General features: G+C 36.0%; 10 protein-coding genes and 2 tRNA genes. 9 read left to right on the forward strand and 3 right to left on the reverse strand.

The window, feature by feature from the left end:
• Positions 1 to 2 precede the first annotated feature (2 nt).
• The 3 genes from P2W65_RS07045 to P2W65_RS07055 are packed head-to-tail and all read right to left on the reverse strand — an operon-like array spanning position 3 to position 3624.
• Complete coding sequence (locus tag P2W65_RS07045) at positions 3 to 2210, reverse strand: TonB-dependent receptor (RefSeq protein WP_289664501.1); 2208 nt, start codon at positions 2208 to 2210, stop codon at positions 3 to 5.
• Between the two features lie 10 nt (positions 2211 to 2220).
• Positions 2221 to 2688: a DUF4625 domain-containing protein gene (locus tag P2W65_RS07050; protein WP_289664502.1), complete on the reverse strand. Its 468-nt coding sequence runs from the start codon at positions 2686 to 2688 to the stop codon at positions 2221 to 2223.
• Between the two features lie 15 nt (positions 2689 to 2703).
• Positions 2704 to 3624 (reverse strand): DUF4625 domain-containing protein, encoded by a 921-nt coding sequence (locus tag P2W65_RS07055; RefSeq protein WP_289664503.1) that lies wholly within the window; start codon positions 3622 to 3624, stop codon positions 2704 to 2706.
• A 963-nt stretch (positions 3625 to 4587) separates the two neighbouring features.
• Between P2W65_RS07055 and P2W65_RS07060 the strand changes: the two genes are divergently transcribed.
• From P2W65_RS07060 to P2W65_RS07100, 9 genes are all read left to right on the forward strand, one after another.
• Complete coding sequence (locus P2W65_RS07060; RefSeq protein WP_289664504.1) at positions 4588 to 7155, forward strand: M1 family aminopeptidase; 2568 nt, start codon at positions 4588 to 4590, stop codon at positions 7153 to 7155.
• Positions 7152 to 8078, forward strand: a complete 927-nt coding sequence (locus P2W65_RS07065) for a DUF58 domain-containing protein (RefSeq protein WP_179003948.1) — start codon at positions 7152 to 7154, stop codon at positions 8076 to 8078. Before P2W65_RS07060 ends, P2W65_RS07065 begins: the two co-directional genes overlap by 4 nt.
• Before the next feature lie 86 nt (positions 8079 to 8164).
• Positions 8165 to 8238: transfer RNA gene (locus tag P2W65_RS07070), tRNA-Asp, on the forward strand.
• A 733-nt stretch (positions 8239 to 8971) separates the two neighbouring features.
• Positions 8972 to 9045 (forward strand) — tRNA-Asp (locus tag P2W65_RS07075).
• Positions 9046 to 9109: 64 nt separating this feature from the next.
• On the forward strand, positions 9110 to 9355 hold the full coding sequence (locus tag P2W65_RS07080; RefSeq protein ID WP_289664505.1) for a GIY-YIG nuclease family protein: 246 nt from the start codon (positions 9110 to 9112) through the stop codon (positions 9353 to 9355).
• A gap of 360 nt (positions 9356 to 9715) precedes the next feature.
• A complete protein-coding gene (locus tag P2W65_RS07085) occupies positions 9716 to 10537 on the forward strand; it encodes a helix-turn-helix transcriptional regulator (protein WP_289664506.1) in 822 nt (273 codons plus the stop codon).
• Positions 10538 to 10792: 255 nt separating this feature from the next.
• On the forward strand, positions 10793 to 12151 hold the full coding sequence (locus P2W65_RS07090; RefSeq protein WP_289664507.1) for a TolC family protein: 1359 nt from the start codon (positions 10793 to 10795) through the stop codon (positions 12149 to 12151).
• Between the two features lie 132 nt (positions 12152 to 12283).
• Complete coding sequence (locus tag P2W65_RS07095) at positions 12284 to 13333, forward strand: HlyD family secretion protein (protein ID WP_289664508.1); 1050 nt, start codon at positions 12284 to 12286, stop codon at positions 13331 to 13333.
• A gap of 1 nt (position 13334) precedes the next feature.
• The gene (locus P2W65_RS07100) at positions 13335 to 14918 is read left to right on the forward strand and encodes an efflux MFS transporter permease (RefSeq protein ID WP_289664510.1); all 1584 of its coding nucleotides are present in this window, start codon (positions 13335 to 13337) and stop codon (positions 14916 to 14918) included.
• The last annotated feature ends 21 nt before the right edge of the window (positions 14919 to 14939 follow it).

Genomic DNA, 14939 nt, shown 5'->3' on the forward strand with positions numbered 1-14939 from the left:
ATTTATTGAGAAACCAAAAACGGAATCTTCATAGAAACAATAATGTTTCTTCCCGCTTCAGGAAGTTCGATAAGTCGGTAAAAGCTGGTGTGATTTAAATATCTTGTATTAAATAAATTCTGGATCTGAATATTGATGCTGATATCCTGTTTTCCTGTTTTTACTTTTGAGCCAAAGGCCAGATTAAAAACATGACTTTCCTTGGTCTTTTTTTCTGGCGGAACGATATTATTTTGTTCTGCTGTAAAACGATAATCAACAGAAAAATAAGGTTCTTTTAAAAAGCTAATTTGAGGTTCGTAATTCAATCCAAACAAAACCGAAGGCGGTGGCGAAAAAGGAAGTGTGTAACCTTTTTTGCTTCCTGATTTTTGTTCCGAATAAAGATATTCGGCACCTATTTCTGCGCTTAAAGATTTCAGGAAATAATATCTTGTCTGCAATTCTGCACCGTAGCGAAAGACTTTACTTTGTTCGTATTCAAAAACCTGATTTCCTGCGCCGTAATAAATATCATGCGCTGCCGTTGGATTCAGATAAATAAAATTCGGAAAATAATTGGCAAACGGAGTAAACTGAAAAGAGAAGTTCTGGTCTTTCCATTCCATTCCCAAATCCAGTTGATAGGAACGTTCTGCATCCAAATTCGGATTTCCTTTTTCGAATCGGAAATAATGATAATTGACGCCGTTTGAAGCCAGTTCTTTGGCAATCGGCATTCTAAAACTGGAACCCAAATTGGCTTTAAGGGAAAGTTTTCCAGGATTGTAATTTGCCCCAACCGACCATGTAAAACTGTTGAAAGTTTTAGTCAAATCCTGAGAACGCTGTAAATATTCCATTTCCGTCTGATTGTTTTCAGAAACGGGACTTTCAAACCAGTCGTAATAGGATTTCATGTTGATTTTTCCATAATCGTAACGAACAGCGCCGTTTAAAAACCATTTTTCATTCAGTTCCATTTTGTCATAAGCAAATAAACCCGCGTTGAATTGTGTGAAAGACGGAATTAAAAAACTCCATCCGCCAATTTCATTTTGCTGGAAAACCACATTCGAACCAACCGTAATTTGATGGTTATCAATTCTAAATTCATCTTTAGCAGAAAACGACCATACATCTTTATCATATTGACGTTCCAAATCTTGCGGAGCGTACATATCTTCAGGATAAATTGGAGGCATATAACCATGATTAACATAATGGCTATATTCTCTTCTAAAATTATTTTGAAAACCAATCTCTGTCTCAAAAGCATGATTTCCCAACTGAAAAGAAGTCGTATTGCTAACTTTCAAATGATTGACTTGTTGATACGGCATCAAAATATCACGGCTCGATTTATCGTGTAATTCCAGATCTACATTTCTAGGTTCGAGTCCGTGCGCATTCGCAAAAAATCCGCTTTTGGTATGCACGTTACTGAAATAGAAAACCGATTTAAAATGCTCTCCCGAATAACCAGTACTCAAATGAAAATCAAGTTCACGTCCAGCCGTATTTCGCAGATGATTTTTGTATAACGGAACAGCGTAACTATAGACATGAACCACATCGGTCGGAACACGATAATCGCCATAATCCATTGTGGTCACACGCGAATCAAAGAACCAGTTTTCGTTTCTTCCGAATAAATTGATTGAACTTCCAAATTGTGCATTGTTGCTTTTTCCGGTAAGATCAACGCTTCCGCCAAAAGTGTTTTGAGACGGAAGAGGAAGCGGTTTAATATTGATTGCACCGCCTACAGCATCAGATCCATAGATAAATGAAGAAGGGCCTTTTATAATTTCTACCCGATTAACCGCATATTGATCGATTTCCAGTCCGTGATCCGCACCCCATTGCTGGCCTTCGTGTTTCAAACCGTTCTCCACCACAATAACCTGATTGAAACTCAAACCACGAATAAGCGGTTTAGAACCTCCGGAGCCAATCGAAATGGTTTTAACGCCCGGCAATTTCTGCAAAGACTGCATCAAACTTCCGCCAAGATTACGCTGAATGAAACTATTGTTTACCGTTTCGACATTCAGCGATTCTTCTTTTTTGTTTTTTTGTGCAGAATTATTACTGATTAAAACTTCTTCAAGCTCCTTGATTTCCGGTTTTTTTTCAGAAGGCTGATTTTGAGAAAAAGCTTCCGCTGAAACCAATAAACTGATAAGTAAAAAACAATATTTCCAATACATGGATAGGGCATTCTTCATTAATCTGATCTTATAAAATTTTAATACTTAAGCCTTTCAACGTTTGCCAGCCTTCTTTATCCGTCAGGCGAATCATAAAATGGTAATCTCCGGGATCAACATCTGCAGGAATGGTAATTTGTGCCGTTGCTTCGTAGCTTTTTACACCATTTGGAATTGTGTAATTGTTGATGAAAAGCATTGGTTTTACAGGCTTTTTTACCGCTTCCATTTCACAGTTCGTCACTTCTGTACTGTGCGTGTGATGATCGAAATTGTGATGAATGTCAAGGCTGTAAGAACCAAGCGCAACATTATCGCTAAAAGAAGCTTTAAAAGTGATTGTTTGACCGCGTTCAATCGTACTGCACTGAATCGGAAAAGCATTTTGTGTAATATCAATTACAGGATATTCGGTGTCGATTTCTGCGTTGTCGCTAGAACAAGATGTTATAAAGGCAAGGGCGAAAACACCAATTAGAAACTTTATTTTTTTCATATTTTTTGATTGGAATTAAAGTGCAAATGGAAGTTCAAGAGATTGCGAAAAATTGATGTTATAAGTCGTATTTTTATACAAAACCAAGAAAGTGTAATTGCCGGAAGCCCAGGATTTATTGGCTACCAAATCCTGCGGAACAGGTAAATTATTGTCTTTAGATGTGCCGATTGTAAGTTTTGGTGTTTCTCTCAAAAACTTTGTCCCATCCCACGGAATGTTGGAAAACTGACCAGCTTCCGTCATATTTTTATGTTCAAAAACATCATAGACAATCACTTTGCTAAAATCAATCTGATCCACACTTTCCGGATTGTGTTTGGTGTTTTTATTAATCAAAAGCAAATACATAATTCCGTCGCCTTTTACGCCTTCAAGCGTTACCTGCGAACTGAAAATATCGTTGTTTTTGTATTTAACAGTCTCATCAGAAAACTTGCCTTTTCTGTACATAAAAGAATCGTTTATAAAAAGTGTAAATACCGAAGCCACTGGATTTACGGGAATGTTTTCTAATTTATAAATCGTTAGGTTTTTCTTGATTTCCAGTTTCGTTCCGTTTTGATCGTTTATGATAATGATGAAATCGTATTTTCCCTCTACAGCATCTTCTGGAATGTCAAAATGTTTGTGAACTGTTGCATTTTTTGCTCCTGCATATTGTGTCCAGGTAATTTCATGCGACCAGGGTTTTGAATACGTTTCGGTACTTCTTTGTACAATTTTAACCTGAACATTTTCGATTTTATCTGAAGCTGTGATTTCAGCATTAAAATGGAAATCCTGACCAATAGTTGCTGTTTCGTTGTTGCCTAGACCCAGTTCAATTTTGTCAATAGCTGGAATGGCTTGTTCTTTTTCTGTATCGTCGTTGCTACAGCTTGTAAAAGCAATGGAAGCAAAAAGCGAAGCCAGAATGAGTTTTGTTGTTTTCATTTTTTCTGATTTGATTTTGATCATTTTATAAGGAGTATTTAGGTTACGAAAGAGTTTTTTAATGCCTTTAAGCTTTTACGCTAAAGACATTAGGTTAAGATTTTTTCTTTAAGGTTTTCTTTGATTAGCTCTCGCAAAGTCGCGAAGGCGCAAAGACAATGGTTCTAAACTTTGCGTCTTCGCGACTTTGCGAGAACAAACAAATGCTTAAAACAGCAAAGCCGTAACTAGACCTGAATTAGGATTTAGTTTGAATGTGTTAATCGATAAAAAGGGGAGTTCTTTTGTGCAGAAAAAGCAGAGATCAATAATAATGACAATGTCAATGACAATATCAATATCAATAATTGTTTAATTGCTTAAAATGAATGAAATAGCTTTTTAATGTTTTAAGATTTTGAAATCATTAAAACAATGAAATAGCCGAATTGCCAAAGCAAAACTGAGCACAAAAAATACTAAAATGTAAAAGGTGGGGCTCGAAGGGAAAATAAGGAGCCCTTAAAAAATGCAAAATGCGGTTTGTTGTAAAAAGTAAGGTGTTTTACAACAGGATTATTTTTGAAAAACTGAAAAACACTAAATTCAAACGTACCAACCGCGCTGAACTTAAAATCACAAATCGAACATTTATGAAACGAATGCAGTTTGGCCTTAAATTGCGGTTTTTCGGAAACAGAAAATTCTAATTTTTCTTTTGACGAATGAGTATCTAAAATATGCTCGTACGAATGGACTGCCGGAAAAAGTATTGCAAACAATACAATTAAAGGCATTAAGAGATTAATAATTTTAAGTTTCTTTTTCATTCGTTGAGATTATTTCCGACTCATTTAAAACCAGAATTAATGCAATAGTGTTGCAAATATAGAAATCTTATTTTTAAATGCAATGTTGTTGCAGTAATTGTTTGCGAAAAATCAATGCTTTTGCTACTTTTAGCAAATCTTATATTCCTTAAAAATGAAAATTTTCTACAGCCTTGTTTGTTTTGTCATCTTGATTTCCAATGCTTTTTCGCAGTCAAAAGAAAATGAATTATTTGAAAATGGTGTTTCAGAGCAGTTGGCGCACTTTCGAAAAAAACAGATTTCAGATCTTCAGTACACTTTGTTTTTCGAAATTCCGAATCAAAAAGTGGAGAATATAAATTCTCAGTTATTCGTAAATCTGAATTTATCTGATTTAAGTCAGCCCTTACTTTTTGATTTTAAAGAAAAAACTACTAACATAAAAACGGTTGAAGCCAACGGGAAAAAGCTTTCGATTGTTCATGAAAACGGTCATATCGTAATTCCGGTTTCAGCATTGGTTTCAGGAAAAAACACAATTTCCATTTCATTTATCGCCGGTAATTTATCCTTAAACAGAAATGATGATTTCTTGTATACTTTGTTAGTTCCGGATCGTGCGAGTACATTGTTTCCGTGTTTCGATCAGCCCGATTTAAAAGCAACTTATAAATTAAGACTTTCTGTGCCAAAAGACTGGTCGGTTTTGGCTGGAGCCGATGTGGTAGAGAAACTCGAAAAAGGAGATTTTACAGCTTATACTTTTGGAGAATCAGACAAAATGAGTACGTATTTATTCTCTTTTGTAGCAGGAAAATTCAAAAGTGCGACCCAAAAACCAGGTTTAGAAATGACGATGTTATATCGTGAAAACAGCCCGGAGAAATTTCGCGTAAGCGCTGATACTATTTTTAATTTACATCAGCAATCGTTAGACTTTTTAGAAAAATATACTGATCGTAAATTTCCGTTTCAGAAATTAGATTTTGCTTCAATTCCGGTTTTCCAATATGGCGGAATGGAGCATGTCGGCGCAATTCAATACAGAGAATCAACTTTGTTTTTGGATAACAGTGCAACCGACAGCGAAAAACTAAATCGTGCAAAATTGATCGCGCACGAAACTTCGCATATGTGGTTTGGAGATTTGGTAACAATGAAATGGTTTGACGATGTTTGGATGAAAGAGGTTTTAGCCAACTTCATGGCGGATAAAATTATGAATCCAATTTTTCCGAAAGTCAATCATAATCTGCAGTTTTTCACGGCGCATTATCCGAGCGCTTACGCGGAAGATCGATCTTTGGGAACACATCCAATCAAACAGCATTTGGCGAATTTAAAAAATGCGGGTTCGCTTTATGGTGCGATTATTTACAACAAAGCGCCCATTATGATGCGTCAGTTAGAAGCTTCAATGGGAAAGGAAGCCTTTCAGAAAGGAATTCAAAAATACATTCAGAAATACGCCAACGACAACGCCGATTGGAATAATCTAGTAGAACTTCTCGATGCCGAAACTCCGCTTGATATGAAAAAATGGAGCGAGGTTTGGGTAAACAAATCCGGGAGAGCGATTTTTACAGATAAAGTCGAATACGATTCTAAAAACCGAATTAAAAGTTTTGAAATTCAGCAACAAGCCGAGGATAAATCAGAGAATGTCTGGCCTCAGGTTTTTCAGATTGGTTTAGTTTATGCTAAAGAGGTAAAGATTTTATCGGTCAATATTAATGACAAAAATACCCTTGTAAAAGAAGCTGTCGGACTTGAAAAACCGCTTGCCGTTGTGTACAATTATAACGGTTTTGGATACGGAGTTTTTCCGCTTGACGGGAATAATTTAAATTATATTGCTACGCTGAAAGATGAGGTTGCAAGAGCTTCGAGTTACAGCAATCTTTATGAAAATACATTAATTAGAAATGTTTCTCCAAATCAGGCTTTTGATTGTTTTTTAAAGGCAATTGAAACAGAACAAAACGAATTGGTTTTAAGAATTGCCTCAAATAGTCTGAATACAATTTATTGGAGATTTTTTACCGAAAAACAACAGAATAAAGTTCAGAAACAACTTGAAGGTATTTTGAATGAACGTTTGCAGGCTAATTTATCTGCGAATATCAAAAAGACATTATTCGGATTATTTAGTTCGATAGCGTATTCAAATTCGGCGAAAGCCAGTTTATATAAGGTTTGGAACAGAGAAATCTCGATTCCGAATTTGAAACTAAATGAAGATGATTATACCAATATGGCGATGAATTTGGCGATTTTCAAACATCCAAAAGCCGATGAAATTTTGGAGAAAACCAGAACATCATTCACCAATCCGGATAAACAAAAGCGTTTTGAGTTTTTATTACCTTCATTATCAAAAGACGAATCGGTTCGAAATGCTTTTATGGAATCTTTAAAAGACGATGCAAACCGTGAAAAAGAATCCTGGGTTTCGGTTGGATTGGCGAATATTCATCATCCGCTTCGTCAGGAAAGTGCACAAAAGTATATTAGATTTTCATTAGATTTGGTTGATGAAATTCAGCGTACGGGAGATATTTTCTTTCCGAAAGACTGGCTGGATAATACGGTTGGGAAATATTCGTCGAAATTTGCTTTTGATGAAGTACAGCGATTCTTAAAAGAAAACCCTAATTTTAGTCCGATCTTGAAGCGTAAATTGTTTCAGGCGACAGATTTGCTTTATAAAGCACAAAATATTAAAAAGGAAACCGAATGAAAATTGAATCGGAAATAGAGAAAGTCTCCAGTTTTCAGCATCTCGAAATGCTGGCGAACCAGGTTGTGGAAGGTTTTATATCGGGAATGCACAAGAGTCCGTTTCATGGATTTTCGGCCGAATTTGCCGAACATAAAGTCTACAATGCAGGCGAAAGCACCAAACATATCGATTGGAAATTGTTTGCCAAAACCGATCGTTTGTACACAAAACGTTTTGAGGAAGAAACCAATTTACGCTGTCATTTGATTGTCGATAATTCGTCGTCGATGCATTATCCGGAATTGAAATCGAATCAGCCTTTTTATGAAAAGAAGATTGGTTTTGCGGTTTTGGCTTCGGCGGTTTTAATGAATATTTTGAAGAAACAGCGCGATGCCGTTGGTCTGAGCGTTTTCTCAGATAAATACGAATATTACGCTCCCGAGAAAGGAAGCGATCGTCATCACAGAATGCTTTTGAATAAACTGGAAGAATTATTGGTTCAACCAAAAGTCAAAAAAACGACCGATACGATTACCTATTTGCATCAGATTGCAGAGAAAATGCACCGTCGTTCGATGATTATTTTGTTTACCGATATGTTTCAGACGGAAGACGATGAAAAGCTTTTCAACGCTTTACAGCATCTTAAACACAACAAACATAAAGTAGTTTTATTTCATGTAGTGGATAATGAAACAGAATTGAAATTTGGTTTTGACAACGCACCAAGAAAGTTTATCGACTTAGAATCAGGTGAAGAGGTTTCTATTTTTGCTGATAATGTAAAACAGGAATACGAAAAAAGGGTAGAAGCGTACTTTAAAAATCTGGCTTTAACCTGTGCAAAGAACCAAATTAAGTACGTTCCGGTAAATGTTGGCGATAATTTTGAAAAAATATTGACTACATATTTGGTTGAAAAACAAAACTTTGGATAATATTTATAAAAATAATTTCATTTTTTTTATAAAAACGCTTGCAGAAACGAAATTCTGTTATATCTTTGCAACCGCAATAACGCAGAGGTTTGGTAGTTCAGTTGGTTAGAATACATGCCTGTCACGCATGGGGTCGCGGGTTCGAGTCCCGTCCAGACCGCAATATTGGGAGAAGCCTTTCTTAACAGAAAGGCTTTTTTGCCCAAATACGGTATCTAAGATTAGTTGTGTTGTTTTGCTACGACTTTGTAACTCGTAGCTGGTTTAGTAGTTAGACCAATGAAAAGCTTTCCACTTTTGTGGATGGCTTTTTTGATTTAAGACACTTCTGGTTTTGCTTAGACGTGATGAAAATTTTACCGCAAAGAGCGCTAAGATTTACGCAAAGTTCGCAAAGATATTTTTTAAGAATGCAAAGGTTACAAAGCTTACGATTGAGAAAGTTTTGTGATTTTTTTTTGCTTAATTTTATTCTAACGCACAGTTTGTCTTTCTGAGGAACGAAGACACGAGCGAAAGCGAACTGGCGAAGCAATCTCTATAAGTAACTCTACAAAGATTTTCCATTCATTATATTAAAACATAGCCCGTGGTTTCAACCACGGGGACACAATGTATAGCAATACGTTTCCCGTGGTTGAAACCACAGGCTATGTTTAAAAACGAGATAAATGATGCTACGTGGAAAACCTTTGCGAACTTTGCGTAGCTCTTTGCTCCCGATAGCTATCGGGATTGCGGTTAAGAAAAAGAAAGAAACTTCTTCTTTTTGCTTTTAAAGCAAAATTTTAAAATATTGGAATTTAACTCATTAAAAATTTTTCAAAATTTTATTTAAAAAAACGCTTGCAGAAACGAAAATCTGTTGTATTTTTGCACTCGCAATAACGCAGGGTTTGGTAGTTCAGTTGGTTAGAATACATGCCTGTCACGCATGGGGTCGCGGGTTCGAGTCCCGTCCAGACCGCCTAAGTTGTTAAAAATACCTATCATTACGATAGGTATTTTTTTTTACCATTAAGTTTTGATTTATGTTTTACGTTTACATAATTTATTCTAAAACTTTTGATATCTATTACAAAGGATTTAGTGAAGATATCGCTAAAAGATTATTGTATCACAATGAAAATAGAAGCCAATATACTTCTAATAAAGGGCCATGGGAATTGGTTTATTCGAAAGCATTTGAAACTAAAAAAGAAGCTTTAATTGAAGAATTGAGATTGAAAAAATTAAATAGAAAATCGATAGAAGCTTTAATCAAAGAACATAAATAAGAAAGGTAAGGTAGGTTAGAATACGTGTCTGTCATCTCGTCTAAGGACGAGACGGGTTCGAGTCCTCTCGTTTTCAAGAACGAGACCAAGTTGTTAAAAGCCTTTCCTTAACGGAAAGGTTTTTTTTTGGGCTTAACCGCAATCCCGATAGCTATCGGGAGCAAGGTTTCTTTGTTAAGATTATGTTTATAAACGCAAAGTTCGCAAAGCTTTTTGGAAACAGCTTTGCGAACTTTTATAAATCTTGCTTTAAAAAAAACTTGCGATCTTTGCGTAGACCTTAGCGTACTTTGCGGTTAAATTTACAATCCAATTTTCTTCTTATCTTTAATATCACAAAAAGTGCTATATTAAACACCAATGGAACATTCTGGTCAGAAACTCGATAAATACTACATCAGGAAAGTAGATGCCGATAAAAAAAGCATTTATTGCCACCACGATTTGATGGGAGAATTGTTTATTCCGCCACACAGACATCAAAAAGCACAGCTCTTATATGCGGAAGGCGATGTTGTTTTTGTAACGACGGAAACCAAAACTTACTTTTTACCAGCGCGACATTTTATCTGGATTCCGAGTGGAGTGGAGCATAGTATCGAGCCGAAATCGGAAAGTGTTACGATGCGAAATCTATATTTTCCGGTTGAAAAAGACGAGGATGACTTTTATAAAGTAGAAGGAATTTATCCAGTCAATAATTTGTTATTGCAAATGATGCTTTTTACGAATCGCTGGAATGGTGATCTTAAAAAAGGAACTCCAAACTTTACAATTGCCAAGGCTATAAAAGCGATTCTTCCACAAATTTGCACCAACAATCTGCCTTTAGAATTACCACAGCCAAAAGACAAACGATTGGGAAAAATCCTTCGTCATGTTGAAAATAACCTTGGAGAAACGATTCTGTTTGCTGATGTGGCACATGAATTTGGTTACAGCGAACGCTCGTTGTATCGCTTGTTTCAAAAAGATCTTGGCATGTCATTTATTCAATATTATACCATCCGTAGAATCTTAAAAGCGATTGAACTTTTATTAGAACGGAAACTTTCAGTAAAAGAGGTAGCTGAAGAAGTTGGTTACAACAGTGTTCCGACTTTCAGCAACACTTTCTTCAAGATTTTGGGACAAAGACCTTCTGATTACTTAAACGGGGAAGAGATTTTGGAAAGAAAATGATTTGTTTTTCTCTCGCAGATTTGGCAGATTTTTTATTTTAATTATCTGCATAATCTGCCAAATCTGCGAGAGAATATGAAAAATAATCACAATCAAAATCTATTTTGTAATAAATTGTTTTCCAGTGTTTTAATATAACGTTTTCGGAAAATAGAATTTTAACGTTTGTCCGAAATGAATATGTTCTTGGCTTTTTAGAATTATCAGTCAACAGAAAAATGAAGGAACTTTGCACCATCAAATATTAAAGTATTCATGTTCCTTAAAACAACAAATTCTACAGACGATTGTTTTCCCAGAATCCTGCTGTTATTCGTAATGATATTAGCATTCAATGGCTTACAAGCGCAGGAAGTTCATTCGGTTTCATTACAAGAAGCTTTGAAACTGGCGAAAGAAAACAACAAAAAAATCCTTAGATCTCAACTGGAGGTCACGCTCTCGGAGCAAAACATCAAAGAAAGAAAAGAACTTCGACTGCCAGACGTACAACTAAACGGCATGTATTCCAGAATTACGAATATTACCGAATTCAAAGGAAACGGATTCTTAAATGGTAAAGAAGTTACAAAGGCGATTCCTGAAATTTATGAGGTCAACTCTACCTTTAAAATGCCAATTTATGCTGGGAATAAGATTAACAATGCCATCAAAATTGCGAATCAGGAAAACGAAATCGCTAAAATAAAAACGGAAAAAACCGAAAATGATATCGAACTGGAAGTGGTAGCCAACTATCTGGCGATTTATAAAATGATGGAACTTCAGAAGATTTTTGAAGAAAACATCAAAGAAGAAAAAAGCCGATTGAAAGAAGTGCAATCGCTTCAAAAACATGGAACGGTTACGAAAAACGAAGTTATTCGTGCCGAATTACAGCTTTCAGATCGTGAATTGAATGCGTTAACTAACTCCAAAAACATTAAAATCGCACTTCACGATCTGAAAACGCTGATCCAGATTCCGGAAAACGAGGAAATTGCAATTGATACAACATCAAGTTTGGACGAAATGAACGGCCTAGATCCGTATGATTATTATATGACTAAAGCTTTGCAAAACGAAGAAATGCGAATTGCAAGTCAGGAATTGGATATCAGCAAAACGGAATTGAAAATGGTTAAAGGAAATTATCTGCCAAGCGTTCACTTCTTTGGGAATTACGGTTTTTATTATCCGAATTACAAATTTTTTCCGCCCAATCCGTATTTGTACACTTTAGGGCAAGTGGGTATTGAAGCGACTTTTGATCTTTCTTCTTTGTATAAAAACAAAACCAAAATGGATCAGGCGAATACCAAAATCGAATGGCAGAAAATGCAGAATGAAATTGTAAAAGAAGAAATTCAGGACAAGCTTTATAAAGAACATACGCAATATCAGGAAATCCTTGAAAAGTTTGTTGTGGTTGACAAAGCGTTGGATTTAGCTAATGAAAATTACAGAATCGTAAAGCTGAAATACTTGAATCAACTCGTTTTAATTACTGAAATGGTCGATGCTGATAATGCTTTGCTTCAGGCGAAATACAATAAAATTTCTACGCGACTGGATGCGGTTTTAAAACATTACGAGCTGTTGCATACGGCAGGGATGATGCCTAGCGAGATTTAGTTCGGAGCATAGAAAATAGAATATAGAGAATAGAGTAAAGAATATAGATTTTCAGTTCCGGAGGAACGATTTATGTTGTAGCGCAGGATTTTAATCCTGGGGGAGAATAGATAAAAGAATAGAGAAAAAGATATGGTTAAGATTAAAAATGAAACTAGAAGAAACAAAACGTTTCATATACTAATAACAATTATTGCGTGTGTGCTTGTTATAAGCGGTGTTATTTTAGGAATTTGGTTTTATGTGTTCAACAGAAACCACGAAGAAACCAATGACGCGCAGGTCGAACAATATGTAACGCCAATTATGTCGCGTATTACAGGTTATGTGCAGGAAGTTCGTTTTAATGAAAACCAGTTTGTGCATAAAGGCGATACTTTGGTTGTGATTGATAATCGTGAATATAAATCGAAACTGGATGTGGCTCTTGCCGATGTTCAGTATGCAGAACAAAATAGCGTTGTGGCAGAGAAAAATGCTGTAAACACAGCTAGTGCAACAGCAATTAATGAAGCGCAATTAGATGCAGCAAAATCAAATCTTTGGAAAACCAAACTGGAATACGAAAGATACAAAGCTTTGGTAAGTGAAGAAGCGGCAACTTCGCAGCAATTAGAAAAAGTCCGCGCTGATTACGAAGCTGCTCAGGCGCATTTTCAGGAAATGAAAAACAGAATTCATTCGGCTACTTTAAGTACTTCTGTTGCTGAAGCGAATGTTCCAACAACACAAACAAATATTGCATCCAAACAAGCCTTGGCTGATAATGCGGCATTATTTCTTTCGTATACAATCATTACAGCGCCTTATGACGGCTGGGTTGGAAAACGAACTTTACAGCCTGGACAATTGGTAAAAGAAGGGCAGTCTCTATTGTCAATTGTAAGCAAAGAAAAATGGATTACAGCCAATTTTAAAGAAACACAATTACAATATTTAACTGTTGGACAGGATGTTGAAATTAAAGCTGATGCTGTAAGTGATAAAACTTTCATGGGTACAATTGCTTCTTTATCGCCTGCGAGTGGGGCAAGATTTTCATTGCTTCCTCCAGATAACGCAACAGGGAACTTCGTAAAAATTGAGCAAAGAATTCCAGTTCGAATTCAGTTAAAAGACAACGACAAACAAACCGATTTTTTAAGAGCGGGAATGAATATCACTGTGATCGCAGCACACTAAAATGGAAGATAAAAGTATTTTTAAATCCTGGGTTCCAAGATGGGCAATCATCATTATTTTGTTTGTCTGCCTTTTGCATTCCATGATTTTATTGGGAGTTTATACGTCAAACGTAACGTATGCAGCGAGTTTTCTGGACATTGAGCCAGAAGATTTGCAGTTTGCGATGTGCGTTACGTATGGAACTTTGCTGGCAACGATTTTAATAGAAAGCCGATTTTCGAGTTTTTTCCCTGCAAAAAATTACCTGATGGCAGTTTATTCCCTAATTGGAATTACGATTGTTTCATCGGCGTATATTACCAATTTTTCTCTTTTTTTAATTATGAGAATTGCTGAAGGTATTTTAATGGCGCTTCCGGTAATTACGATCAGGCAATTGTTAATTGAGCAGTTTAATTCTAAAAACGCCATAATCATTGGTTTTTCGTTTTATTACGGTTCACTGTTATTGTCAACGCCTTTTATCATGAATATTGCGGTTTGGTTTCTGGATCATTACGACTGGAAATACATGCTGTATGTTTCGGGCGGCTTGCAGGTTCTGAATGTCTTTTTAATCTTAGTTACTTTTCGCGGGCACCGAATCACAAAGAAAATTCCGTTGTATCAAATCGACTGGATGAGCTACTTTTTGGTTTTAACAGCGATTCTTTGCGGTGCTTACTTTTTTGTTTATGCCGAGAAAAAATATTGGTTTGACTCTTCTCAAATGGTTTTAGCCTTAATGATTGCTTTAATTACAGGAGGTCTGTTCATCTTTAAAGAGCTTTTGGTAAAAAGACCTACTTTTGATTTTGAAGTTTTTAAATACGCCAATCTGCGAATTGGATTTTTATTGTTTTTCCTTTTCTATATCAGTAGAGCGACGCTGAGTCTTTGTCATTCGGCGATGTTTTCGATTTGGAATTGGGATCCATCGCGCGTTGCGGGCGTGCAATACATCAACGGACTAGGAAATGTAATTGGACTTATTTTAGCTGCTTTTTTCCTGATGAAATCGGTTTCTACAAAAATCATTTTTATGATTGGTTTTACGTTGATTGCGGTGTTTCATTTTTGGTTTACATTTCTGTTTGTGCCCGATGTAGCTTTGTCAGATATTATTATTCCATACATTTTGCAAGGAATCGGAGTAGGGTTTTTATTTGTTCCGTTGATTCTGTTTACCACCTCTTCGGTTCCTGCAAATATGGCGGTTTCTTCGGGGATTGTGGGTGTTTCAGGACGTTTCTGGGGAAGTACAATTGGTTTTTGCGTCATGCAGAATGCAACCGTATTTTTAAATAAAAAGCACTTTTTTAAACTAAGTCAGTTTGTAACTGGAGAAAATCCCGAAGCGCAACAAACCATTGCTTCAACAGCACAGAGTTTTATGGCAAAAGGATATTCTGCAGATAATGCGAATACTTTGGCGTTAAAAAAAGTCTTTGGAACAGTTGCCAAACAAGCTACTTTATTGGCTGATATGGAAATTTACACCATTGTAGGTTATGGTTTAGTGATTTTGATTATTCTAATTGCCTGTAATCAGCATTTGAGACAGACTATGACTTTGGTTAAAAGTAAGATTTGGATTGGCTAAGGATTTAATCTCGCAATCCCG

Source organism: Flavobacterium panacagri (assembly GCF_030378165.1).
GTDB classification, from domain to species: domain Bacteria; phylum Bacteroidota; class Bacteroidia; order Flavobacteriales; family Flavobacteriaceae; genus Flavobacterium; species Flavobacterium panacagri.

Coding starts and splice junctions, on each gene's coding strand:
- P2W65_RS07045 (WP_289664501.1), bottom strand. CDS start 2,210: ATGAAGAATGCCCTATCCATGTATTGGAAATATTGTTTTTTACTTATC.
- P2W65_RS07050 (WP_289664502.1), bottom strand. CDS start 2,688: ATGAAAAAAATAAAGTTTCTAATTGGTGTTTTCGCCCTTGCCTTTATA.
- P2W65_RS07055 (WP_289664503.1), bottom strand. CDS start 3,624: ATGAAAACAACAAAACTCATTCTGGCTTCGCTTTTTGCTTCCATTGCT.
- P2W65_RS07060 (WP_289664504.1), top strand. CDS start 4,588: ATGAAAATTTTCTACAGCCTTGTTTGTTTTGTCATCTTGATTTCCAAT.
- P2W65_RS07065 (WP_179003948.1), top strand. CDS start 7,152: ATGAAAATTGAATCGGAAATAGAGAAAGTCTCCAGTTTTCAGCATCTC.
- P2W65_RS07080 (WP_289664505.1), top strand. CDS start 9,110: ATGTTTTACGTTTACATAATTTATTCTAAAACTTTTGATATCTATTAC.
- P2W65_RS07085 (WP_289664506.1), top strand. CDS start 9,716: ATGGAACATTCTGGTCAGAAACTCGATAAATACTACATCAGGAAAGTA.
- P2W65_RS07090 (WP_289664507.1), top strand. CDS start 10,793: ATGTTCCTTAAAACAACAAATTCTACAGACGATTGTTTTCCCAGAATC.
- P2W65_RS07095 (WP_289664508.1), top strand. CDS start 12,284: ATGGTTAAGATTAAAAATGAAACTAGAAGAAACAAAACGTTTCATATA.
- P2W65_RS07100 (WP_289664510.1), top strand. CDS start 13,335: ATGGAAGATAAAAGTATTTTTAAATCCTGGGTTCCAAGATGGGCAATC.